The organism is Luteibacter sp. E-22, from assembly GCF_049913125.1.
Classification (GTDB): domain Bacteria; phylum Pseudomonadota; class Gammaproteobacteria; order Xanthomonadales; family Rhodanobacteraceae; genus Luteibacter.
This window is the reverse complement of sequence record NZ_CP183975.1, coordinates 322,936-345,155: the sequence shown is the minus strand read 5'-3', so window position 1 is coordinate 345,155 and position 22,220 is coordinate 322,936. Positions and strand designations below refer to the sequence as shown.

Annotated in this window: 20 protein-coding genes; 10 read left to right on the top strand and 10 right to left on the bottom strand. The window is 65.4% G+C overall.

What is annotated here, in order from left to right; translation table 11 throughout:
* Positions 1-57 precede the first annotated feature (57 nt).
* Positions 58-1,152: an ABC transporter ATP-binding protein gene (locus tag ACN9M2_RS01490; protein WP_426286427.1), complete on the bottom strand. Its 1,095-nt coding sequence runs from the start codon at positions 1,150-1,152 to the stop codon at positions 58-60.
* Positions 1,153-1,375: 223 nt separating this feature from the next.
* Here ACN9M2_RS01490 and glk point away from each other — a divergent pair, with 223 nt between their 5' ends.
* Complete coding sequence (gene glk / locus ACN9M2_RS01485; RefSeq protein ID WP_426286426.1) at positions 1,376-2,416, top strand: glucokinase; 1,041 nt, start codon at positions 1,376-1,378, stop codon at positions 2,414-2,416.
* Positions 2,417-2,486: 70 nt separating this feature from the next.
* On the opposite strand, the gene ACN9M2_RS01480 is transcribed toward glk, so the two are convergent.
* The 4 genes from ACN9M2_RS01480 to secB form a co-directional block, all read right to left on the bottom strand.
* Positions 2,487-3,611: a hypothetical protein gene (locus ACN9M2_RS01480; protein WP_426286425.1), complete on the bottom strand. Its 1,125-nt coding sequence runs from the start codon at positions 3,609-3,611 to the stop codon at positions 2,487-2,489.
* A gap of 171 nt (positions 3,612-3,782) precedes the next feature.
* Positions 3,783-6,791, bottom strand: a complete 3,009-nt coding sequence (locus ACN9M2_RS01475; protein WP_426286424.1) for a DEAD/DEAH box helicase — start codon at positions 6,789-6,791, stop codon at positions 3,783-3,785.
* Between the two features lie 121 nt (positions 6,792-6,912).
* Complete coding sequence (locus ACN9M2_RS01470) at positions 6,913-7,950, bottom strand: NAD(P)H-dependent glycerol-3-phosphate dehydrogenase (protein ID WP_426286423.1); 1,038 nt, start codon at positions 7,948-7,950, stop codon at positions 6,913-6,915.
* Between the two features lie 3 nt (positions 7,951-7,953).
* The gene (gene secB, locus ACN9M2_RS01465) at positions 7,954-8,445 is read right to left on the bottom strand and encodes a protein-export chaperone SecB (RefSeq protein ID WP_426286422.1); all 492 of its coding nucleotides are present in this window, start codon (positions 8,443-8,445) and stop codon (positions 7,954-7,956) included.
* A 303-nt stretch (positions 8,446-8,748) separates the two neighbouring features.
* Between secB and rpmB the strand changes: the two genes are divergently transcribed.
* Positions 8,749-8,985: a 50S ribosomal protein L28 gene (rpmB, locus tag ACN9M2_RS01460; RefSeq protein ID WP_089981369.1), complete on the top strand. Its 237-nt coding sequence runs from the start codon at positions 8,749-8,751 to the stop codon at positions 8,983-8,985.
* 12 nt (positions 8,986-8,997) lie between these two features.
* Positions 8,998-9,162 (top strand): 50S ribosomal protein L33, encoded by a 165-nt coding sequence (gene rpmG, locus ACN9M2_RS01455; RefSeq protein ID WP_036109728.1) that lies wholly within the window; start codon positions 8,998-9,000, stop codon positions 9,160-9,162.
* 703 nt (positions 9,163-9,865) lie between these two features.
* Here the strand turns inward: rpmG and ACN9M2_RS01450 are convergent.
* Entirely contained in the window at positions 9,866-11,059 is a 1,194-nt protein-coding gene (locus ACN9M2_RS01450; protein WP_426287971.1) for a DesA family fatty acid desaturase, read from the bottom strand.
* A 235-nt stretch (positions 11,060-11,294) separates the two neighbouring features.
* Between ACN9M2_RS01450 and ACN9M2_RS01445 the strand changes: the two genes are divergently transcribed.
* The 6 genes from ACN9M2_RS01445 (at position 11,295) to ACN9M2_RS01420 (ending at position 16,517) form a co-directional block, all read left to right on the top strand.
* Complete coding sequence (locus ACN9M2_RS01445) at positions 11,295-12,026, top strand: ABC transporter ATP-binding protein (RefSeq protein ID WP_426286421.1); 732 nt, start codon at positions 11,295-11,297, stop codon at positions 12,024-12,026.
* Positions 12,023-12,778, top strand: a complete 756-nt coding sequence (locus ACN9M2_RS01440; RefSeq protein WP_426286420.1) for an ABC transporter permease — start codon at positions 12,023-12,025, stop codon at positions 12,776-12,778. The genes ACN9M2_RS01445 and ACN9M2_RS01440 overlap by 4 nt, the downstream gene beginning before the upstream one ends.
* A complete protein-coding gene (locus ACN9M2_RS01435) occupies positions 12,778-14,124 on the top strand; it encodes a GldG family protein (RefSeq protein ID WP_426286419.1) in 1,347 nt (448 codons plus the stop codon). The genes ACN9M2_RS01440 and ACN9M2_RS01435 overlap by 1 nt, the downstream gene beginning before the upstream one ends.
* A 1-nt stretch (position 14,125) precedes the next feature.
* Positions 14,126-14,614 carry a hypothetical protein gene (locus tag ACN9M2_RS01430; RefSeq protein ID WP_426286418.1) on the top strand — a complete coding sequence of 163 codons (489 nt, stop codon included), beginning with the start codon at positions 14,126-14,128 and terminating at the stop codon, positions 14,612-14,614.
* A gap of 70 nt (positions 14,615-14,684) precedes the next feature.
* Positions 14,685-15,497, top strand: a complete 813-nt coding sequence (mutM, locus tag ACN9M2_RS01425; protein ID WP_426286417.1) for a bifunctional DNA-formamidopyrimidine glycosylase/DNA-(apurinic or apyrimidinic site) lyase — start codon at positions 14,685-14,687, stop codon at positions 15,495-15,497.
* Between the two features lie 96 nt (positions 15,498-15,593).
* Positions 15,594-16,517, top strand: coding sequence for a hypothetical protein (locus ACN9M2_RS01420; RefSeq protein WP_426286416.1), 924 nt, complete (start codon positions 15,594-15,596; stop codon positions 16,515-16,517).
* A gap of 6 nt (positions 16,518-16,523) precedes the next feature.
* Here ACN9M2_RS01420 and ACN9M2_RS01415 read toward each other — a convergent pair whose 3' ends face one another.
* Both ACN9M2_RS01415 and ACN9M2_RS01410 read right to left on the bottom strand, forming a co-directional pair.
* A complete protein-coding gene (locus ACN9M2_RS01415) occupies positions 16,524-17,300 on the bottom strand; it encodes a hypothetical protein (RefSeq protein WP_426286415.1) in 777 nt (258 codons plus the stop codon).
* Positions 17,297-17,950: a thymidine kinase gene (locus ACN9M2_RS01410; RefSeq protein ID WP_426286414.1), complete on the bottom strand. Its 654-nt coding sequence runs from the start codon at positions 17,948-17,950 to the stop codon at positions 17,297-17,299. The genes ACN9M2_RS01415 and ACN9M2_RS01410 overlap by 4 nt, the downstream gene beginning before the upstream one ends.
* A 114-nt stretch (positions 17,951-18,064) precedes the next feature.
* On the opposite strand from ACN9M2_RS01410, the gene ACN9M2_RS01405 reads away from it, so the two are divergent.
* Positions 18,065-20,059, top strand: a complete 1,995-nt coding sequence (locus tag ACN9M2_RS01405; protein WP_426286413.1) for a UvrD-helicase domain-containing protein — start codon at positions 18,065-18,067, stop codon at positions 20,057-20,059.
* A 19-nt stretch (positions 20,060-20,078) separates the two neighbouring features.
* On the opposite strand, the gene ACN9M2_RS01400 is transcribed toward ACN9M2_RS01405, so the two are convergent.
* Complete coding sequence (locus ACN9M2_RS01400; protein WP_426286412.1) at positions 20,079-21,098, bottom strand: AI-2E family transporter; 1,020 nt, start codon at positions 21,096-21,098, stop codon at positions 20,079-20,081.
* Positions 21,099-21,149: 51 nt separating this feature from the next.
* Complete coding sequence (locus tag ACN9M2_RS01395) at positions 21,150-22,169, bottom strand: AI-2E family transporter (RefSeq protein WP_426286411.1); 1,020 nt, start codon at positions 22,167-22,169, stop codon at positions 21,150-21,152.
* Positions 22,170-22,220 lie beyond the last annotated feature (51 nt).

Sequence of the window (22,220 nt, the reverse complement as noted above, 5' to 3'; positions counted from 1 at the left end):
CCGGGTCAGCGCATCTTAATAAGAATGGTTCTTATTCACAATAGCGCGTGCGACGCTTCACGCATCGATACGCGCCGTGCTCTCCGGGTCGAAGAAATGCAGCCGCTCGGCCTGGAATCCCAGGGCCACGTCGTCGCCCGGCTGGATCGTCGTGTGTGGCGGCACGCGTGCGACGAGTTCGTCATCGCCATGGCGCATGTTGAGGAACACCTCGTTGCCGACCGGCTCGACGACGTCCACATGCGCATGCAGGCGTTCCGCGACACCTGGGTGATCCGACACCGTCAACAGGTCTTCCGGGCGAATGCCGACGATGACGGGCTTGTCGAGGTGTGCGGCGAGGACGGGCGAATCGGTCCCCAGCGGGAACGAACCGTTCTTCATTTCCAGGCGCAGCCCATCGTCGCGGCGCAGCGTGCCGTGGAACAGATTCATCGCCGGGCTGCCGAGGAAGCCCGCCACGAACAAGTTGGCCGGCTTGTTGTAAAGATTCATCGGCGTATCGAGTTGCTGGATGACGCCTCCGTTCAGCACCACGATGCGCTGGCCGAGCGTCATCGCCTCGATCTGGTCATGGGTGACGTAGACCATCGTCGCGCCAAGGCGACGGTGGATACGCGCGATCTCCACGCGAGTGGACAGGCGCAACTTGGCGTCGAGGTTCGATAGCGGCTCGTCGAGCAGGAACACTGCGGGATCGCGAACCAGCGCACGGCCCAGCGCGACTCGCTGCCGCTGGCCTCCCGAGAGAGCCGCGGGACGATGTTCCAGGCGTTCGTCGAGCCCGAGCATGCCGGATGCGTCGGCCACGCGACGGTCGATCTCCTCTTTCGGCGCACCCCGCAGGCGCAAGCCAAAGCCGAGGTTCTCGCGCACCGTCATGTGCGGATACAACGCATAGTTCTGGAACACCATTGCGATATCGCGATCCTTCGGCGGGACGTCGTTCACGACGCGGTCGCCGATCGTCATGGTTCCTCCGGAGATCGATTCCAGGCCGGCGATCATCCGCAGCAGGGTCGTCTTGCCGCAACCGGACGGCCCGACGAGTACCAGCAGTTCGCCATCGGCGATGTCGAAGCTCGCTTCCTTCAGGGCCACGTGCCCGTTCGGATATACCTTGCGCACCTTGTCGAGGCGAACCGCTGCCATCACTTACTCTCCCGTTGGATTCCGGTCTGTCGGGCGATGCCTGACATTGATCCGGACAATGCGGTATTCTGCCGACGTAATCGTTTACATCAAAGTGTCGGTTTCCACCGTCGCGTGTCGGAATTTCCGGGCCCCGTGAAGAGCCGCAGGACAAGCCCTCACTAGACGCCAGCCCCCGCGCGAGGCACCCTTGCGTGCTTCCGTGACACGACAGGTTTACAACATGGCCAACGTTAGCGCCCCGGCGCCGACCCTGCTCGCCGACCTCGGCGGCACCAACGTGCGCTTCGGCATCGCGCATCCGGATGAAGATCAACCACTTATCCAGGAAAGCATCCGGCGTTACCACGTGAAGGACTACGCCTCCCTGGGCGACGCGGCCAAGCAGTACTTCAAGGAAACCGGCCACGAGGCGCAACGCGCCATCATCGCCGCCGCCGGCCGTATCGATAACGGCGAGACGGTGAAGGTCACCAACAATCCCTGGGCGATCTCAGCGAAAAACCTCACCAAGGAGCTGGACCTGGAATGGGTCCACCTGGTGAACGACTTCGCCGCCCAGTCGATGGCGGTGATGCTGATGACCGACAAGGAAGACGCCAGCGGCCATCGTGACCTGGTCCAGGTAGGCAAGTCGGCCATTCCGAAGATCGGCAGCAAGGAAGAACAGACCTTCGTCGTCGTCGGCCCCGGTACTGGCCTGGGCGTCGGCGGCCTGCTGATCCGTGGCGACAAGGTGAGTGTGCTGCAGACCGAAGGCGGCCACGCCGGCTTCGCCGCGCACAGCGCGGAGGACATCGAGATCCTGAAGGTACTCAACCTGCGCTATGGCCGCGTCTCCAACGAGCGCCTGATCAGCGGCGCCGGCCTCGTGAACCTCTACACCGCCATCTGCGAGATCTCCGGCCAGAAGCCGGATGAAACCATCACCCCGGAAGAAATCACCCGCCGCGCCGCGGACGAAAGCTGCGTGATGTGCGGCCGTGCCGTGGAGACTTTCGCGGGTATCTTCGGCAGCGTCGCCGGCGACCTCGTGCTGACGCTGGGCGCATGGGACGGCGTGTACCTCACCGGCGGCATGACCCCGATCCTCCTCCCATGGATCCAGAAGGGCAATTTCCGCGAGCGCTTCGAGGCCAAGGGCCGTTTCCGCGACACCATGGAAACCGTACCGACCCAGGCGATCATGAATCCGGAGCCGGGCCTGATCGGCGGCACCGCACTGGCTATCGTCGAGGCTGGCGGCACGCCGCTGCGTCGTTGAGCTAGTCGCCCTCTCCTTGGGAAAGGAAGCTCTTGTGGGAATTCCCACAAGAGCGTTCACAAGAGAGCTATCAGAGCATGGACCCGGCCCACGGTGGCGGAAACGCATCTGGCTTGAATGTCACGCTCGACACGCATTTCGGATTTGCATAGGCGAAGCCGAAACCGATCTCTCCCCACGGTCCGAATGCCGACCACGCACCTTCGTCGTCCGGCATCGCGGTTGTTGGGGAGTCGGTCATGATGGCTGCAGGGTAACGGGCCCGTACCATTTCCAGACTGATGCATTGCCCGACGATGTCCATCGTGGCCAGGACTACCCGCGACTTATCGTCGTACTTCAACCGCAGTTCAGACTTCACGATGTCGATGCCATCGACGAATGGCGCGGAACCTGAGTGATAGCCGCCGGGGCTTCGCTCGATGAATACCGAACGGTCACCGCCGGGCCATGCATTCCGCAGATCATCGACGGTCCCGCCCGCCTGGCCAGCAAGCGCGGCAACCCGCTCGAAGAATGAATCGGCATGAGCCTGCTGCGTCGACACCGACGGCGCCACGAAGTGCGAGTCGTACCAGTCACCGTAATAGTCCAGATAGTTCTTCCCCGACACGGACTCGACATTCTTCTCGCAGAACGCGTATCCGAAGTCTCCGTAGACGACCGGCGGACGGGCCGCCATGGACTCGTACCACTCGGTGAAATAGGGCACATCCGCGGACACGACTCCGACATCTACGCCGACGCATTGCTTTATCCCCTTCCGCGCAACGATATTCCTCCCAAGGGCAAATCCCTCGTCGATGCAGCGGCTTCGGATATAGGCTTCGCGAGACGAGAGATCTTCGCCGAAATAACTGGTCGCGTGACCGACCTCATGCGAGAGATGGGACGTGCTGTAGGAAGTCGATTGTCCGTCGACGATCGTGATGGCCTTCCGAACTTTATCGGTCGCCGACGAGCTTCCGTATGAAATTGTCCAGCCTTCCCTTTTCACCTGTGCCAGCCGCCATTGAAATGCATAAGCACTATGGGCCAGGTCATCGATACCGGTTCCCAGCCCTGTTTCAACAAGCGCCGGCGGTTCCGGAAATTCACTCGTGCAGGTTTCTCCGAGTCTCACCTGGGCCCCAGCGGCGGAGGAAAACCCCAAAAGAAGAACACCCATGAAGGCATTCGCTTTACCGCGATTCATTCGCAAATCAGTCTCCATAATCAAGACAAACGAGAGCGTCGCGATATTCGCGCGACATGCATTTGCACGGCAGAAATCGACGCGTGCGCAGCTATCTTTTCAGCTGCGCAATCGTAATGTTTGAGAATCCAGCCCAGTTGACTGAAACGTGACCCAGTTCACGCTAATGAATCAGGCCGACGGCGCCAGCAGCGCGTCCAGGTCGCTTTCGTCGAAGCTGAGGCGTTCGCGGCTGCCGCCGCCCTCAAGCACGGCATCGGCCAGCTCGGCCTTGCGCGCCTTCAACTCTTCGATGCGTTCTTCCACCGTGCCCGCCGTGATCAGGCGATACACGAAGACGGGTTTGTCCTGGCCGATGCGGTGCGCGCGATCGCTCGCTTGCGCCTCGGCCGCGGGATTCCACCATGGGTCGTAGTGGATGACCGTGTCGGCGCTGGTCAGGTTGAGACCGACACCGCCCGCCTTCAGCGAAAGCAGGAACAGGGGTACTTCGCCGTTCTGGAAACGCTGCACGGGTTCGGCGCGATCGCGCGTTTCGCCGGTGAGCGTGACGTAGCTGATCCGGCGGCGATCGAGTTCGCCGGCGATCAACTTGAGCATCTCGGTGAACTGACTGAATAGCAGCACGCGGCGGCCTTCCGCGAGCAGCGCCGGAAGCATGTCCATCAGGAGCTCGAACTTCGCCGAATCACGTACGCCGCGCGCGGCTTCCAGTTTCACCAATCGCGGATCGCAACATACCTGGCGCAACTTGAGCAGGGCATCCAGCACGACGATGCCGCTGTGCGCGATGCCTCGTTGCGCGATCACCTCGCGCAGTTCTTCCGCCAGCGAGAGACGCAGGCTCTCGTAGAGATCACGCTGCTTCGGTTCCATGACCACGCGACGCGTGATCTCGGTCTTCGCCGGCAATTCGGATGCGACCTGCGCCTTCGTGCGGCGAAGGATGAACGGCGCGATGCGGCGATTGAGCCGTTCCTGGCATTCGATGTCCTGATGCTTCTCGATCGGCAGGCGATAGTGCCGGCGGAAGGCACCTTCGTCGCCCAACAACCCCGGCACGGCGAGATCCACCTGCGACCACAACTCGCCCAGGTGGTTTTCCAGAGGCGTGCCAGTGAGGCACAGGCAACGGGGCACCTTGAGTGTCAGCAACGCGCGTCGTGCCTGCGTGCGTGGATTCTTCACCTGCTGGGCCTCGTCGAGCACGACGAGCGAGAAAGCCTGCTTCTTCAGCGTCTCGACGTCGCGCGGCAGCAGCGCATACGTGGTGAGGATCACGTCATGCTCGGCGATGCGCGTGAAGGTCTCGGCGCGTTGTGGACCGTGCAGGGCCAGGAGCGTGAGTTCCGGCGCGAAACGCGCGACCTCGGATATCCAGTTGGGAACGAGGCTGGTCGGCACCACCACCAGGGCGGGCGAAGTGAGCCCTCCGCTTTCCTTGAGCGCCAGCAGGTGGGTGATGAGCTGCAGGGTCTTGCCCAGGCCCATGTCGTCCGCGAGCACGCCCCCGGTGCCGGCTTCGGCAAGTGCGTTCATCCAGCGCAGGCCGTCGCGCTGGTAAGGCCGAAGCTCGGCGCGTAGGCTGGCTGGCACGACGTCGCTGGCGCGCTCGGCCGCTTCACGCAGGCGCTTGGTGAAGCCACGCAGACGTTCGGGTGCCTCGAACGAGCCGCCACTGGGCAGCGCTTGCGCCAGTTCCTCGAGACGTCCCGCCTGCACGCGCGGCAAGTGCAGTTGCTGGCGCGGCTTCTCGAGATATTCGGCAAGCGGGGCAAGCAGGCCACGCAGCTCCTTCAGGCGAACCGGCACGCGGCGGCGCTCGTCCACCGGCGCGTACCAGACCGAATCCTCGGCTTCGCCCGGCGACGGACTCAAACTGAGCTGATGCTCAGCCAGGGCTTGCGCCACGGCGGGCAACAGGTTCACTCGCTTGCCTTCGATCTCGATGCCGATCTCGAGGTCGAAGGCCCGGTCGGCGTCATCCTCGTGCGCCTGGCCATACCAGCGCACGGGTCCTTCGAGCACTTCGAACGGGAAGCTCGGGGCGTACTCGAGGACAAAGCCATCGGCTTCGAGCTTGGGCCGCAACGCCAGCCAGCGAGCGGGCGTATTCACTTCCAGCGCGCCAGCGTATCCCTTGCCCGGGAAGAGCCAGGCGTCTTCCGGCAATGTATCGGCCATGTCCCAGGGCAATCCCTCGGTATCCACCGCCGGATTGAGGCCGGCGTTCTCAAGGTTCTCCATGGAGGCCAGCTCCTCCGCGCGACGACGGCTGATTTCCAGCAGGGTGCCGTTGCGCACGCGCCGGACCAGCGGTTCGCCACCCCGCCCCGGCAGGCGCTCGCCCGCATAGTCGAAAGCGAGCCGTCCGTAGGCCAGCGGTGGCGTACCGGCAGCCAGTCGCGCGTGGCGCGTCAAGGCGTGCAAGACCAGCACGGGACGCGGCGAGACCTCCGCACGGCGCACCTCGCCGAAGATTTGCGGCTCGGGCACGCGCGGGCCCATGCGCGTCGACTCCATTTCCGCTCGAAACGCCGCGGTGTGTTCCGGCGGCAAGGGCGGCAGGTCGAGCCACGTGGTTTCCGCAGGTGCGCTCTCCAGCAGCCCCACCTCGGCATGTTCGGCGTCGAGGAACCAGAGCGAGCCGACGCGGAACAGGCGCTGGCTGGACGGAACATCGGGAAGCAACTTCTGGCTGCCGTCCTTTTCCAGGTGCCAGCGCCAGCGCAGTGCCTGGGGCTTGCCCCGTGACAGCTGCAATCCGGCCACGCCGCCGAAGAAGCAAGGCGCGGAGTCGAGCACCTCGGCCAGCAGCTGGTCGCCCAGCGCGCCGGTGAACCGGGCGTAGCTGCGGCTCTTGCGCAGGGTTTGCGGCAAGCCCAACAGGGTTGCGGCGAGGCGCTTCTCGTTTACGGTCAACGAGGTGTCGGACAGATGGCGGCTGTCCAGCGGCAAGGGCCGCGAATAACGGCCGTCCGCACCTAGCGTGAGAAGGACGGGCGCGACATCCAGGTGGGCCGCTGGCTCGTGGTCGTCGTTGACGCCTTCGAGGAAGAAGCCAAGCACCATGCTATCGGCGGGTGCCGCGATGACCGGCTCGTCGAGTGCGCGCCGCCATGCCTGCGGAAGCGATCCCGCCGTGTCGTCCCGCCTGCGCTTGTCGTCCGGCTGATGCATCCGTAGCGTTCCCGCCCGCGCGACCAAAACAGGAAGCTTAGCAAAGGCGGGAGAAGGAACCCGTAGGATTTTTTACCCGGCGGACCGCCCCGGTTCAGCGAGCAGGGAGATGCCGTGACTGTCAGCCGCGGCGGTGCGGAAACAGGTCGACCGGATACTCCGCCTTCTGCTCGCGTCCCATGAGCGTGCGCAGGCCTTCGGCCGGCGTGACCTCGCCATGCAGCACGGCGCGCACGGCGGCCGAAATCGGCAAATCCAGCCCGTGGAACCCTGCCAGCCTTGCCACTTCGTCGGCGGTGACGACACTTTCGACCACCTGCCCGATCTGGCGCACGGCCTCGTCGAGCGGGATGCCCTTGCCCAGGGCGAGGCCCAGGCGCCGGTTGCGCGACAGGTCGCCGGTGCAGGTAAGCACCAGGTCGCCCAGACCGGCGAGGCCCATCAGCGTTTCCGCGCGAGCCCCGAGCGCCACGCCGAGGCGAAGCATCTCGTTCATGCCACGGGTGATGAGGCCAGCCCGCGCGTTGAGCCCGAGTTCCATGCCATCGGCGACACCCGTGGCGACGGCGAGGACGTTCTTCATCGCACCACCGAGCTCGGCACCGAGGATGTCGTTACCGGTATAGGCCCGGAAGTTGGGCGCGTGCAGGAGCACGGCCAGTTCCTTGCCGAAGGCTTCGTCCGTGGCATGCACCGTCACGGCGCTGGGCAGGCCGGCGGTCACCTCACGGGCGAACGACGGACCGGTGACCACCGCCGCCGGCCGACCCGGCAGTTTCTCGTTGACCAGTTCGTGCAGGAAACGACCCGTGCCGGTTTCGAACCCCTTGGTGGCCCACGAAATCTTCGCTCCAGGATCGAGCAGGGGCACGATCTGGTCGAGCAACGCGGCAAACGCATGGCTGGGCACGACGAGCAGGACGATGTCGGCACCGCGCAGCACCGTGGCGAGATCGGCCTCGTATACGAGTTCCGGCGGCAGGTCGAGATCGGGCAGGTAACGCAGGTTGCGCCTTGCCGACGCCATGGCCGCCAAGGCTTCCGCATCGCGTCCCCACAATCTCGTGGGGACGTCGTTACGGGCCAGGAGCGCGGCCAGCGCGGTGCCCCAGGACCCGGCACCGAGGACGGCGACGGTGGGTCGGGAAGTGGAGCTCATCGCTCAGCTGTTGAGCGGATGGGCACCGGCGCCTTCGTGCTGCTGGCGCTGCTGTTCGGCGTAGAGGGCGTCGAAGTTGATCGGCTGGAGCAGGAACGGCGGGAAGCCACCTTCCTGGATCATCGCGGAGACCATCTGGCGCGCATACGGGAACAGCAGGTTCGGGCAGTACGAACCGAGGATGCCGTCGCGGTCGTCGTTGGTGAAACCGCCGATACCGAAGATGCCGGCCTGATGAACTTCGGCGAGGTACGCCGTGCGGTCACCCAGGTTGCAGGTGAGGGTGAGGCTCAGGACGACTTCGAAAAGGTCGTTGCCCAGATCGACCGCCTTGTGGCCCAGATTGAGCTGGACCTGCGGCTGCGCCTCGGTCTCACCCATTTCCTGGAACACCTGGGGGGCGTTGGGCGCTTCGAAGGAGGCATCCTTCACATAGATCTTCTGCAGCACGAGCTGCGGCTGGCCGGCCTGGCCGTTGGCGGTGATTTCTGCCATTGCGTGGTCCTCGAAAAGGCGTCGTGTGGTCTGATTGCGTGCCACTGGCACGAAAGCGGGGATTGTTTCACACAACCCGCCGCGCCGCACAGTCCGGCTTGCGCTGGCGTGTGGGATTCTGAGAGAATGCCCGGCTTCCCTATGCCGACCCGACACGTCGGGCAGGCCCGTCACGCGATGCGGGCCCCATCGGCGGAAGCGCTCCACCCGCCAGCCATCGCGTGGCGACCCGTTTCCCGGGTCGCGGCTGGGCCGTCGCCGTCCTGGCCAAAGGATGGTCCAACGAATCTAGAGGAGGCCACCATGGCCCGTAGATGCCAAGTCACCAATAAGGGTGTGCAGACCGGCAACAACGTCTCGCACGCTAACAACAAGACCCGTCGCCGCTGGTTGCCGAACCTGCACGAGCGCCGCTTCTGGGTCGCCAGCGAGAACCGCTGGGTGAAGCTCCGCGTTTCCAACCACGCGCTGCGCACCATCGACAAGAACGGCATCGAAGCCGTGCTGGCCGACCTCCGTTCCCGCGGCGAAAAGATCTAAGGAGATCGAACCATGGCAAGCAAGCGCGATAAGCACCGCCTGATTTCCACCGCGGGCACCGGTCATTTCTACACGACCACCAAGAACAAGAAGAACACGCCGGAAAAGATGGTCTTCATGAAGTATGACCCCGTCGTCCGGAAGCACGTGGAATACAAGGAAGGCAAGATCAAGTAACGCTCCGCGTTCTTGACCTCGAAGAACCCGCCTCACGGCGGGTTTTTTTGTGGCTCGGCTTTGCATTTGGGGTGCGGGGCCGGAGCCGACGGCCGGGTGGCACCCGTCGCTCTGGTGGGAGCCGACTCTGTCGGCGATGGGTGCTTGCCTCGAACTGGCCCGCTGCCGCGGGATCGCCGACAGAGTCGGCTCCCACCAGGGTATGGCGGTCCAACAGGGTGCGGTGCTTGGCGGTGTGTCGCGGTGTTCCGTGTGCGGTGCGCGCTATGCGGCGTGCGACACCTTCGCTCTTTCGCCTCAACCCACCACAGTCGTGACTGAGCTGCCGGGCGTCCCCCTCGGCGCGCCATGAGGCACCGAGGACGGCCGGGCGGGAAAGGCCCGCAGGGGATCGGCCTGGACGGCCGATCGTTTTCGCTGAGGCAGGAGCCGAATCGAAAACCCCCGCCCGACCGTCCGAGCCCGCCGGGGCGCAAGCCATCAAACATGGCCGCGCAGCGGCTTTCCTTCCCCAAGGGCCGGCGCCGCCTGGCGCGCCGAGGGGGACGCCCGGCAGCTCCTCCGCGAGCCACACAACCCAACGCGAAGGCGAAGCCGAGCCGGCCCAAGAAACAGGCCCGCTGCCGCGGGATCGCATGAAGAGCCAAAAAAAAAACCCCGCCATGAGGCGGGGTTTTCGGTGACTCAGACCATGCGGGAGAGTTTACGCGCCCACCGCCGAATAGCCCTTGAGGCGTTGCGCGAACTGCTGCAGCGAACGGATGCCGCTCTGCTCGGCTTCCACGATCCACTGCTGCAAGGCCTTGAGCGACTTGTCGGCACCGCGCTCTTCCATCAGGGCCACGAGCCGGGCGCGGAACTCGCACACGGTACGCAACGCAGGACGGTTCGCCAGGGCGGCTTGCAGGCGCTCGCGGGCGTCGTTGTCGAGCCAACGGCCGCCATCGGCCAGCGCACGGCGCAGGCGACGCGGCACGGACTTGATGCTGTCCCCGGCCTGGCCCATTTCTTCGCGCATCGTGGGCAGGATCACGTTCCGGTAATAGTCGGTGGTGGCCTGGAAACGCAGGGTCAACACACCCTTCAGCGTCTCGGCATCCGGCAGGTGCACGTTCGGACGGATGTTCAGGGTGGGCGCGACGCGCAGCACCTTGGCCAGGCCCAGGAAGCGCAGGCTGCAGATCGCCGCCCAGCCGATGTCGAACTCCCACTTGCGCAGGGCGAACTTCGCCGAGCTGGGGAAGGCGTGGTGGTTGTTGTGCAGTTCTTCGCCACCGATCCAGAAGCCCCACGGCGAGATGTTCGTCGCCTTGTCGGAGCTTTCGAAATTGCGGTAACCCCACCAGTGGCCGATACCGTTGACGAAACCGGCGGCCCAGAAGGGAATCCAGATCATCTGCACCGCCCAGATCGCCAAGCCGATCACGCCGAACAGCGAGATGTCGATGACGGCCATGAGGGTCGGACCCCAATAGGGGTGACGGCCGAACAGCGTGCGCTCGAACCAGTCGTCCGGCGTGCCGCGGCCATACTTCTCCATGTCGGCCTTGTTGTAGCTGGCCTCACGGTAGAGCGCCACGCCGTCCAGGAAGACCTTCTTGATACCCGCGATCTGCGGGCTATGCGGGTCTTCCTCGGTTTCCACCTTGGCGTGGTGCTTGCGATGGATGGCCACCCACTCCTTCACCACCATGCCGGTGGTCAGCCAACCCCAGAAACGGAAGAAGCCGTTGAGTATCCAATGGAAATCCACGCCACGGTGGGTCGCGCTGCGGTGGTAGTACAGCGTCACGGTGAAGATGGTGAGCTGGGTGACCACGAGCAGATAGACCAGCATCTCGCCCCAGCTTGCGCGGGTGAGTCCGTTGGCCAGGAAATCGAGCAGGGTGTCGAACATCGAGTCGGTACCGCGCGGGAAGTGAAAGGAGGCGTACAAGTCCAGTCTAACCAGCAACATCCATACCCACCAGCACGGAAAGCGGCAAATTGTGAAAGGAGTTGTTGTGGGATCGCGAGCCCATTGCGCACAATCGTCCGATGACTTCCCGTCCAGCCGTTCAGACAGACCAGGCCCGCCTCGTACGTTGGGCGCAAGATACGTCGCATAACGCGACGATCGCCGACGTAGTCGCATGAGCACGAGTCATTTGCTGAATATCGACGGGGTTTCGCGACGTCGTTCGGGCCGGGAAGCGGTGACGGACGTGTCTTTCTCCCTGAACCGCGGTGAAGTACTGGGCCTGCTCGGCGTCAATGGCGCAGGAAAGTCCACGACGCTATCGATGCTTGCCGGCGCGCTCCGGCCCGACCGCGGCCGGATCGAACTCGACGGCCGGGATTTCGTCGCCCATCCCGCGCTTGCCCGCCAACTCGTCGGTTGGCTCCCCGAGAGCGCGCCCCTATGGCCCGAACTCTCCGTGGAGGAGCACCTCGTCGCATTCGCCCGGCTGCGTGGGGCCGCGCGGCAGGCGGCGCGGCAGGCGGCGCAGTCGATCATCGCCCGGCTGCAGCTGGGCGACCTGCGCCGACGCCTCGCCGGCGTCCTGTCCCAGGGCCAGCGCCAGCGCCTCGGCCTGGCGTGCGCCCTGGTCCACGATCCCGCCCTCATCATCCTCGACGAGCCGGCCAACGCCCTGGACCCCATCCAGGTCGGGGAACTGCGCAAGCTGATCCGCGAACGCGCCACGGCCGGTTCGGCCGTCATCCTGTCGACGCATGTCCTCGCCGAGGTCGTCGCCGTCTGCGACCGCGTGGCCATCCTCCACGAAGGGCGTCTGCGCCATGACTCGCCGCTAAGGGAAGAAGACGGCGGCGCCTCGCTGGAGAGGGTCTTTTTCGGCATCGCCACGGGAGCCGCGGCATGAGCGTCGCCGCCGTCGCCCGTCTCGAACTGAGGCGTCTCGCCGTCCGCCCGCTGGCCTGGGCACTGGCCGCGCTGACCATCGCGTGGCTGGCCTGGACCTTCGTGCTCGGCCTGGGCCAGTTCCTCGGCGCCCAGGTGAAGCTCGCCGCCGTGGCGGACGCCCCGGGCTTCACCGACCTCGTGGCGATCCCGCTGCTCGCCGAGCTGGCCAAACTCGCCTTCCTCGTTGTCCCGCTGATGACCATGACCCTGATCGCGGGTGAGCGCCGTGCGGGCACGCTTGCCCTCCTCGCCTCCACGGGCTTGCCGCCGTGGCGTATCGTGCTCGGCAAGTACCTGGCCGTGCTCGTGTGGCTGACCTTGTGGTTGCTGGCCACCCTGGCGATGCCACTGGTCGTCGGACTCGGTTCCACGGCGGACTGGGGCAAGCTCGCCTCGGCCACCCTCGGCACCGCTCTTTTGCTGGCCACGCTGGCCGCGATCGGCATCGCCTGCTCGGCGGCGACCACCTTCCCCGCCATCGCCGCGGCGATGGCCCTCATCGTGACGCTGGCCCTCTGGACGATCGACCGCGGCGCGCAGGCCGCCGGCGTGAGCGGTGGCTTCCTGGAGTGGCTGACCATGGCGACGCATCTGCAGAACCTCCTGCGCGGCCTGGTCACATCCAGCGACCTTGCCTGGTTCGCGCTGGCGATCGCCCTGTCCCTGAGCCTCGCCATCCGCCGCCTGGCTTTCGACAGGGAGCGCCAGTGATGCGCCGCCTGGATCGCTGGCTCGTGCTGCTCGGCCTCTTCGTGGCCACCGGCTGCATCGGCTTCCTCAGTTCGCGTCACGTATGGACCTTCGACTGGACGCGAGGCGCGCGCGCCAGCCTCGCACCCGAGAGCGTCGCGGTACTGGACACGTTGCGCGGCCCGGTCGAGGTCGTCGGGTACATCTCGCCGACGGGCCCGTTGCGCGAACAGATCGCCGCCGTGCTGGAACGCTACACACGCGAGAAGAAGGATCTGACGCTGTCCTTCGTCGATCCCGACGTCGATCCCGCCGCCTCGCGCCAGCTGGGCATCGCCGGCGACGGTGCGCTGCTGGTTCGCTACCAGGGCCACGAGGAACGCGTCGAAAGCCCGATCAACGAACGCAATCTGTCGAACGCCCTGGAGCGACTTGCCCGCGGTGGCCAGCGGATCGTCGCCTTCGTGACGGGTGACGGCGAACGCCAGGCCGACGGACACGCCAACGCCGACCTCGGTGTCTTCATGAGCCAGGTCGAGCGGCGCGGCATCCGCGCCGTGCCGCTCAATTTCAGCCAGACGCAGGGCGTGCCCGAGCACACCGACCTGGTGGTGCTTGCCAGCCCCACCGCCCCGCTTCCGACAGCCACCGTCGGTGCACTGGTCGATTACGTCCGCGGCGGCGGCAACCTGCTGTGGATGGTGGAGCCCGGCAACGACGACCTCGGCACCGGCGCCCTCGCCGACGTGCTGGGCGTACGCGTGCTGCCCGGAGTACTGGTCGATGGGCAGGGAAGCACACTCAACGTCAACGATCCCCGCATCGTCGTGGTGGGCGAGTACCCCTTCCATGCGATCACCCGGGCGTTCCGCGACACCACGCTGTTTCCCCAGGCATCCGCGCTCGCGCAGGTATCCGACCACGATTGGGCAGTCGTACCCTTCCTGCGTTCGGGGGAGCGCAGCTGGACGGCATTCGGCGGCATCGACAACGACAAGCCTTCCACCGTCGCCTTCCATCCCGAGACGGGCGAACTGAAGGGACCTCTCGACTTCGGCTTCGCCCTGAACCGCCTCTCGCCCAGCCCGGTCAAGAGCGAACAACGCGCCGTGATCGTGGGTGATGGCGACTTCCTATCCAATACCTATGTCGGCAACGGCGGCAACCGCGCCCTGGGCGAGCGCATCGTCGACTGGCTGCTGGGCGACGACGTGCTCGTGGATCTTCCCGCGCGCGGAGCGCCGGATCGTGTGATCGCGCTCTCCCAGGAAGGCCTCAATGCGGTCACGCTGGGTTTCCTGGTCGCGCTGCCACTCGTGCTCCTGGGCCTCGGCGTGGGCATCGCATGGCGACGGCGGAGGCGCTGAGGTGAAAGCCCGGCTGGCAGGCCTCGCCCTTGTCGTCTTCCTCGTCGCCGCCGTGGCGTGGCAGTGGCATGCCGACGACGCCCAGGCGCGCGCATACACGCTTACCCCGCTCGATCCGGATGCCGTGCAAAGCATCGTGGTCGAGCTGAAAGGCCTGCCGACGCAACGATTCGAGCGGCGTGACGGACACTGGACCAGTCCGGCGGGTCCGGTCGACGAAGGACGGGCTCAGGAGCTGGCCGGGCTGGCGGCGACCCCGGTGTCGGCATGGACACCGGCGAGTGGCTTCGAAGCGGCGAAGATCGGCTTGGCGCCGCCCCTGGCCACGCTGGTCCTGGACGGCACGCGCATCGAGTTCGGGGAGATGACGGCCTTGGGCAAGCAGCGCTATGCGCGCGTGGCGGGGCGGGTTGCATTCGTGCCTGCCCAGGCGCTGCCGCGTGCGCCGCGAACGGCTTCGCTGCCGACGAGCACGTCGACCGCCCGGTAGGCGAGCGGCCGGCACGTTCCTGTCTCTGGCGACGCTTGCCACGCGCGACGGTACGCCCCATCTTTCACGCATGCCCGAACTGCCCGAAGTAGAAACCACGCGTCGCGGTATCGCCCCCCACATCGAGGGCCGCCGCGTCACGGGCGTGGTGCTTCGCCGTCCGGACCTGCGCTGGCCCATCCCTTCGGAGGTTTCGACACTGCTGCCGGGACAGGTGATCGACAGCGTGGAGCGGAGGGCGAAATACCTGCTCTTCCGGACGGAAGCGGGTACCGCGTTATTGCACCTGGGCATGTCGGGCATGCTGCGCGTGCTCCCCGCCCATACGCCGATCGGCAAGCACGACCACGTCGACATCGCGTTCGACTCCGGGCAAGTGCTGCGCTTTACCGATCCTCGCCGCTTCGGCGCGTTGCTCTGGCAGATGCCGGGCGAAACGCACGAGCTGCTCGAAGGGATCGGGCCGGAACCGCTCACCGACGCGTTCGATGGCGACCTGCTGTGGCGGGTGTCCCGAGGCCGCTCCGCCGCAGTGAAGACGTTCCTGATGGACAACGCCGTCGTCGTCGGCGTCGGCAACATCTACGCGAGCGAAGCCTTGTTCGCCGCCGGCATCGATCCGCGTCGCGCCGCGGGAAAGGTATCGCGCGAACGCTATCGAAAACTGGCGATGGAGGTGAAGCGCATCCTCGCCCACGCCATCGACCGCGGCGGTACGACACTACGCGACTTCCTCGCGCCGGACGGCGCGCCCGGTTACTTTTTCCAGGAACTCTTCGCCTACGGGCGGGCCGACGAACCGTGCAAGGTATGTGGAACGGCCATCCGCGTCGTGACCCTCGGCCAACGCGCTTCGTTTTATTGCCCGGGCTGCCAGAAGTAGCAGGGGACGACGTGAAATGACGGCCTGGCCCTACGGCGCGGCAAGGACGTGACTTTCTAGACTTCCATGACACGCCCCCCGCCATGGAACCTGCGCATGAAGAGCCCCCGCCCGAACCCGACGATGCGACGCGGTGCGTTCCTCGTCCTCGGCTTACTGGCCGGCACGGCCCTCGCCGACACACCGGCGGACACGAGCCGGCCGTTCGACCGCTATAGCTGGGTGACCAGCCACAACGCTTTCACCAGCAACGGCCTGTTCCCCAACCAGACCGAGACGGTGAGCCAGCAGCTTGCCGGAGGCGTGCGCGGACTGATGCTCGACCTGCACCCCAGCCAGGGACGCGTACTGCTCTGTCACAACGTATGCACAGGCCAGGCGCAACCCCTCGCCGACCTCATCAACGAGGTGCTCTTGCCGTTCCTGGAAAGCGATCCCGACGCGATCGTCAGCTTGCACCTGGACGACTTCACCGATGCGAACGACCTGGTTGACGAACTCGGAAAGTCGCCGGGCCTGGTAGGAAAAACCTTCGATCCCCATGCATGGCCGACACCGGAATGGCCCACGCCCGAGGACATCGTCAAGAGCGGGCAGCGCGTGCTCATCTTCAGTCTCAAACGCGACAACAGCGGGGCACTGATGACCCGCGCGGGTGCGATCCACGTCATGCCAAGCGAGGATTTCACCGTGGAAAACTACTGGAGCCTCGGCGCGACACCCCTGACCCACGACAACAGCTGCCACAGTCGCTGGGACACCCCGCTATCGCGCCGGGAGATCCCGGGCAAGCCCGGCTGGCGGCCATTGTTCACGATGAACCAGTTCCACGGAGCGCCGTTCGAAAGCCATGCCCGCAGCGACAACGATTTCGACCGCCTCCAGAGCCGGTACCTCGATCATTGCCGCCCCTCCGCACGACGCAAACCGAACTTCGTCGCCGTGGATTTCTACCAGCGCGGCGATACCGCGCGCTTCGTGAACTGGCTCACGCGGTCGGCGCCGGACGAACTGCCGTGAACCGGATCAGTCCGGCCAGCGCATGTCCGCATGGGAATTATTGAAGGCGGGGTCTTCTTCATTACCGGACAAGGTCACCGCCAATCCACCCGGCACGCCGCCGACATCGATCGTCTGCGCGGGATCGAAATGCGCGCCCAAGGCCCCTAATTCCACGAAGCGCTCGGCCAACGCGCCGGCGCGATCGATCTCGCGATCGGGCACGTTGACGAGGCTGATGTCCGGACGACCGAACTTGCGCATGCCACGCGTGCGAATCCATGAACGCCCCTTGGCTTCTTCGGGGCTGCACAGGATCAACACATGATGGCGAGGGGGCGCGCCGCCCTGCACCAGGTAATGCTCGCGCCAGCTTGCGGTGTCGAACAATGTGAGTATCTGGGGGTCGACGACCGCCTTGCCACCGATGTCGGTCAGCGCGGCCACCACGCCGAGCGTGTCGCGCAGGTAGTCCAGGCGATCGCGATCGGCGAAGCGGCCACGGATGGCCACGACATGTGGAGCGGCCTTGGCCGTCTGGAAGGCTTCCGGATTGTCTTCACGCAGGAGTTCGCCGAGCGCGCCGGACAGGGGATAGCCTTCCCAGCGCGCGAGCACCGCATTCTGGAAGCGCCGCAACTCCACGCCTTCCGGCAGCCCCGGGCTGCCGTAACGGACGGCGGGAATGGCGAGATCCTCGGGGAAGGCGCCGAACACGAAGAACAGCAGGACCGCCTGCTCGTCGCTGGGTTTCCAATAGGGGCGCGGCCATTCGGCGGCTTGGGGCGTCGTCGTCTCGGTCACGCGTGGTTTCCTTCGTCGGAATCGTTTTCTCCGAGCGGCAGCACCGATTGCTGCAACTCGATACGGCCGTCACCGCCGGTAATGCTCTTGAATTCGGCGCGGCTCACGGAGACATAGCGGTCGTTGCCACCGATCTCAACCTGCGGCCCCTGGGTCACCGCACGGCCGTGCTCGTCCACCCGCACCACCATGGTGGCCTTCTTGCCTGAATGGCAGATCGTCTTGATCTCCTCCAGGTTGTCGGCCCAGGCCAGGAGATACTTGCTGCCTTCGAAAAGCTCGCCGCGGAAATCCGTGCGCAATCCATAGGCGAGCACCGGAATGCCGAGGCGGTCGACCACGTCGGAAAGCTGCCAGACCTGGGCCTTGCTCATGAACTGGGCTTCGTCCACCAGCACGCAGTGCAGGGGACCGCGGCGCTCGATATCCCGCTCCACGAGGCTGAAGATGTCGTCCTCGCCGCCGAAACGCATCGCCCGGGCCTGCAAGCCGATACGCGAGGCCACGATGCCCTCGCCATAGCGATGATCCAGCGCCGGCGTGAGAATGAGCGTGCGCATGCCGCGCTCGTGGTAGTTGTGCGCGCTTTGCAGCAGGGTCGTAGTCTTGCCGGCGTTCATCGCCGAGTAATAGAAGTAGAGCTTGGCCATGCGATCGGTCCGGTGCGTGACCGGCCATGGTACCGCCAAGCCCGCCGGCCGGCATCCGGCCCGCCCACCTGCTAAGATCCGTGGCTTCGTCCGCCTGTCCTACGGCCGATCCCGATGCTCAACCCGCAACAACACGCGGCCGTCGAATACTGCGACGGCCCCCTCCTCGTGCTGGCCGGCGCCGGCTCCGGCAAGACCCGTGTCATCACGGAGAAAATTTCCCATCTCATCTCGCGCCGGCACCTGGCCGCGGAAAAGATCGCCGCCATCACCTTCACCAACAAGGCGGCGAAGGAGATGCGCGAGCGCGTCGGCAGGCTCATCTCCGAAGATGCAGCGAAAGCGCTCACCGTCTGCACCTTCCACGCGCTGGGCCTGAAGTTCCTGCAGATCGAGCACGAGCGCGCGCGATTGCGGCGCGGTTTCTCCGTGCTCGACGCCGATGACAGTTCCAACATGATCAAGGAACTGTCGCCCAAGGGCGTGAAGCCGGAGGTCATCCAGGGCATCCGCAACCTCGTTGGCCGCGCGAAGAACGCCGGGCTCACGCCCGAGGAAGCCATGGCGTCGGCGCGCAGCCCGCGTGAGATCGAAGCCGCGACGATCTACGACCTCTACCAGCAGCGCCTGGCCGCCTTCAACGCGGTGGACTTCGACGACCTGATCCGCCTGCCCCTGCGCATCCTCGAAAGCGATGCCGATGCGCGCGCCATCTGGCAGGAACGGTTGCGCTACCTGCTGGTGGACGAATACCAGGACACCAACGACGCGCAATACCGCCTGCTCAAGGCGCTCTCCGGCCCGAAGGCGCGATTCACCTGCGTCGGCGACGACGACCAGAGCATCTACGCGTGGCGCGGCGCCAATCCGGAAAATATCGACCAGCTCGGCCGCGACTTCCCCCATCTGCGCGTCATCAAGCTGGAACAGAACTACCGCTGCGCGAAGCGCATCCTGCGCGCGGCCAACCAGTTGATCGCGAACAACCCGCACGTGCACGAGAAGAAACTATGGAGTGACCACGTCGAGGGCCCGCCCATCCGTGTCATCGAGTGCAAGGACAACGAGCACGAAGCCGAGCGCATCGCCGCCATCGCGGCGAACCTGCACGAAAAATACAAGGAAAAGGGTATCCGTTGGGATGACTTCTGCATCCTGTACCGCGGCAATTTCCAGGCCCGCGCCATCGAGAAGGCCTTGCGCCTGGCACGCGTGCCATACCACCTGAGCGGCGCGCTCTCGTTCCTGGACCGCGCGGAGGTGAAGGACATCCTTTGTTACCTTCGCCTGCTCACCAACCCCACCGACGATGCGGCCTTCCTCCGCGTGGTGAACGTACCGAAGCGCGAGATCGGCGCCACGTCGCTGGAGAAGCTGGGCCAGATGGCCCAGGCGCGAAATGCGTCGCTGCTCGACGCCGCGCGCAGCGACGCCGCGCTGAAGAACATATCGCCGCGCCCTGCGTCGGCACTGGCCGGTTTCGCCCGGTTGATGGACGAACTGCGCAGCCACGCCGTTCATGAGAGCGCCGCCGAACTCGTCAATATCGTCATCGAGAAAACCGGCTACGGCGCGCAGATCGCCGCGTCCACGCCCGATGAAACGCTCCGCGAACGCCGTCTCGGCAACCTGCGGGAGTTGGTGGACTGGTTCCGCGCGATGGGCAAGGATGGCGGTCGCACCGGCGATATCGCCGCCCAGCTGGCGCTGCTCAGCCACGCCGACCGCGACGACCCGGGCAATGCGCTGCGCATGATGACCCTGCACTCGGCCAAGGGGCTGGAATTCCGCTTCGTCTTCATCGTCGGTTGCGAAGACGGCACGCTGCCGCATGAAGGCGCGATCGACGAGGGGCGCCTCGACGAGGAACGGCGCCTGATGTACGTAGGGATCACGCGGGCCAAGGAAATGTTGACCTTGTCGTTCGCGGCGCGGTCACGCAAGTACGGCGAGATCCTCAACAACGATCCCAGCCGCTTCCTCCAGGAACTCCCGCAGGACGACCTGCACTGGGATGGCAAGGACCCCGATGCCGATGCCGAGGTGAAGAAGGAAACCGCCGAGACGCACATGGCGAGGATCAGGGCGATGCTGGCCGGCGGCGCCTGACGGTGGCACCGGTGTCTGCTCAGATGAGCTTTTCCGCTTCGAGTTCGCTCTTGAGGTAGGCGTAGTAGATCGGCGCGGCCACGAGTCCCGCCAGGCCGAATGCCGCCTCGAACACCAGCATCGCCACGAGCAACTCCCACGTGCGCGCGCGGATCTGGCCGCCGACGATACGCGCATTGAGGAAATACTCCAGCTTGTGCACCACGATCAGGAAGCCCAGCGCGGCCACGCCCACCCATAGCGAAACGGACAGCGCGGCGATGGTCACCATCGTGTTCGAAATGAGGTTGCCCACCACGGGCAGCAAGCCCGTCACGAAGGTGACGAGCACCATCGTCTTCGCCAGTGGCACGTGCACGCCGAAGGAAGGAAGCGCGACGAGAAGGAAGATCGCAGCCAGCGCGGTATTGATGGCGGATATCTTGAGTTGGGCGAAGATGATGTTGTGAAACGCATGGGCCAGCCGCATGGCGCGTGTCGCCAACTCGAACGACAACGGCTGCGCAGGCCGTCCGCCCGCACCGTGCGTCACCGCGACGATCGCTCCGAGCACGAGTCCGATGAGAACGTGCGCGAATACACGTGCGGTCGTGGTGCCTGCCAGGCGCAGGTCGCCGGAATGCTCGTGCATCCAGGTCATGCCCTGTTCGCGGAAGTCGACGAAGCTATCGGGAAGCCGTGAGGTCAGCCATGGCGGCAACTGCTCGTGCGCCTTGCTGAGCAAGGGCAGCAATTTGCTGTCCCATAGCTCCTGGGGATCGCCGATATCGCGGCGGTAGAACGACAAGGCGGCGACCACGATCAGGATGATCGCGCCAACCACGACCACGGTGACGACCCCGACCGCTATCAGCCGCGCGCGCTCGCCGGGAATGACGCGCCGGATCAACGGCGTGAGCGCCTCGACCACCTCGTACACCAGCAATCCGGCGAGCAGGGCGGAGACCAGATGAAGCATCAGGATGCCCCACAGGGCCAGCGCCGCCAGCACGTAGGTGGCGATCCGGATGCGGTGCGGGTCGTGCGGGATACCCGCCATATAGTGCAACTCCTCGAAGATGGCGCGATTCCAGCAGCCTGGCGATGAACGCTAGATCAAGCGCTCCGCTTCCAGTTCGGCCTTCAGGTACGCGTAGAAGATCGGTGCGGCCACCACGCCGGGAAGCCCGAAGGCGGCTTCGAACAGCAGCATGGCCACCAGCAACTCCCACGCCCGTGCGCGGATCTGCCCGCCGACGATGCGCGCATTGAGGAAGTATTCGAACTTGTGGATGACCACGAGGAATGCCAGCGCACCCAACCCCACATACAACGATACCGACAGGCCGACGATGGTGATCGCCGTGTTCGACAGCAGGTTGCCGATCACCGGTAGCAATCCGACCACGAAGGTGATCACGATCAGCGTCTTGGTCAGCGGCAGGTGCACGCCGAACAGCGGCAACACGCACAGCAGGTAGATCGCCGTGAACAGCGTGTTGAACAGGGAAATCTTGATCTGTGCGAAGACGATGTTGTGAAAGGCGTCGGCGAGCCGGGCACTGCGCAGGCTGAGTTCCGCCGCGAAAGGACCGATCTGGTGGGTGGGCCGGGCGCGGCTCAGTGCGATGATCGCGCCCAGCACCAGGCCGATGATGATGTGCACGAGGACACGCGCGGCCTCCTTGCCGGCCAGTTGCAGGGTCACGGCATGCGAGCGCATCCAGTCCATCGCGGTGATGCGCAGGGCGTCCACGCTGTCCGGCAGACGCTCGACCACGGCCTGCGGCAACTGCTGGCGAGCACGCTCCACGACGGGCATGAGCTTGTTCTGCCAGAGGTCTTCCGGATTGCCGATCTCGTTGCGGAAGAAGCTGATGCCACCGAGGATGAGCAGGGTGAGCAAACCGACGACGACGACGCCGACGAGGGCGACGGCCAGTACGCGCGCACGGTCGCCCGAAAGCTTCCGCCCCATCAGGGGAGCCGTGGACACCACGACCTCGTAGACCAGCAGGCCCGCGAGCAAGGCTGGCAGCAGGCGCAGATAGAGGACGAGGAAAAGGCCGAGTCCGGCGGCGATGTAACTGGCGATGCGCACGGCGTGCGTCCGCGAAGGGGCGGCTTCCATGAGCGGTCTCGTCGTGGATGAGGGCGCAGTCTGTCAGGACGCGGGGTGGTC

What these genes read in the sequence shown, in the direction of transcription:
- ACN9M2_RS01490 (WP_426286427.1), bottom strand. Translation starts at nt 1,152, where the DNA reads ATGGCAGCGGTTCGCCTCGACAAGGTGCGCAAGGTATATCCGAACGGG.
- glk (WP_426286426.1), top strand. Translation starts at nt 1,376, where the DNA reads ATGGCCAACGTTAGCGCCCCGGCGCCGACCCTGCTCGCCGACCTCGGC.
- ACN9M2_RS01480 (WP_426286425.1), bottom strand. Translation starts at nt 3,611, where the DNA reads ATGAATCGCGGTAAAGCGAATGCCTTCATGGGTGTTCTTCTTTTGGGG.
- ACN9M2_RS01475 (WP_426286424.1), bottom strand. Translation starts at nt 6,791, where the DNA reads ATGCATCAGCCGGACGACAAGCGCAGGCGGGACGACACGGCGGGATCG.
- ACN9M2_RS01470 (WP_426286423.1), bottom strand. Translation starts at nt 7,950, where the DNA reads ATGAGCTCCACTTCCCGACCCACCGTCGCCGTCCTCGGTGCCGGGTCC.
- secB (WP_426286422.1), bottom strand. Translation starts at nt 8,445, where the DNA reads ATGGCAGAAATCACCGCCAACGGCCAGGCCGGCCAGCCGCAGCTCGTG.
- rpmB (WP_089981369.1), top strand. Translation starts at nt 8,749, where the DNA reads ATGGCCCGTAGATGCCAAGTCACCAATAAGGGTGTGCAGACCGGCAAC.
- rpmG (WP_036109728.1), top strand. Translation starts at nt 8,998, where the DNA reads ATGGCAAGCAAGCGCGATAAGCACCGCCTGATTTCCACCGCGGGCACC.
- ACN9M2_RS01450 (WP_426287971.1), bottom strand. Translation starts at nt 11,059, where the DNA reads ATGTTCGACACCCTGCTCGATTTCCTGGCCAACGGACTCACCCGCGCA.
- ACN9M2_RS01445 (WP_426286421.1), top strand. Translation starts at nt 11,295, where the DNA reads ATGAGCACGAGTCATTTGCTGAATATCGACGGGGTTTCGCGACGTCGT.
- ACN9M2_RS01440 (WP_426286420.1), top strand. Translation starts at nt 12,023, where the DNA reads ATGAGCGTCGCCGCCGTCGCCCGTCTCGAACTGAGGCGTCTCGCCGTC.
- ACN9M2_RS01435 (WP_426286419.1), top strand. Translation starts at nt 12,778, where the DNA reads ATGCGCCGCCTGGATCGCTGGCTCGTGCTGCTCGGCCTCTTCGTGGCC.
- mutM (WP_426286417.1), top strand. Translation starts at nt 14,685, where the DNA reads ATGCCCGAACTGCCCGAAGTAGAAACCACGCGTCGCGGTATCGCCCCC.
- ACN9M2_RS01420 (WP_426286416.1), top strand. Translation starts at nt 15,594, where the DNA reads ATGAAGAGCCCCCGCCCGAACCCGACGATGCGACGCGGTGCGTTCCTC.
- ACN9M2_RS01410 (WP_426286414.1), bottom strand. Translation starts at nt 17,950, where the DNA reads ATGGCCAAGCTCTACTTCTATTACTCGGCGATGAACGCCGGCAAGACT.
- ACN9M2_RS01405 (WP_426286413.1), top strand. Translation starts at nt 18,065, where the DNA reads ATGCTCAACCCGCAACAACACGCGGCCGTCGAATACTGCGACGGCCCC.
- ACN9M2_RS01400 (WP_426286412.1), bottom strand. Translation starts at nt 21,098, where the DNA reads ATGGCGGGTATCCCGCACGACCCGCACCGCATCCGGATCGCCACCTAC.
- ACN9M2_RS01395 (WP_426286411.1), bottom strand. Translation starts at nt 22,169, where the DNA reads ATGGAAGCCGCCCCTTCGCGGACGCACGCCGTGCGCATCGCCAGTTAC.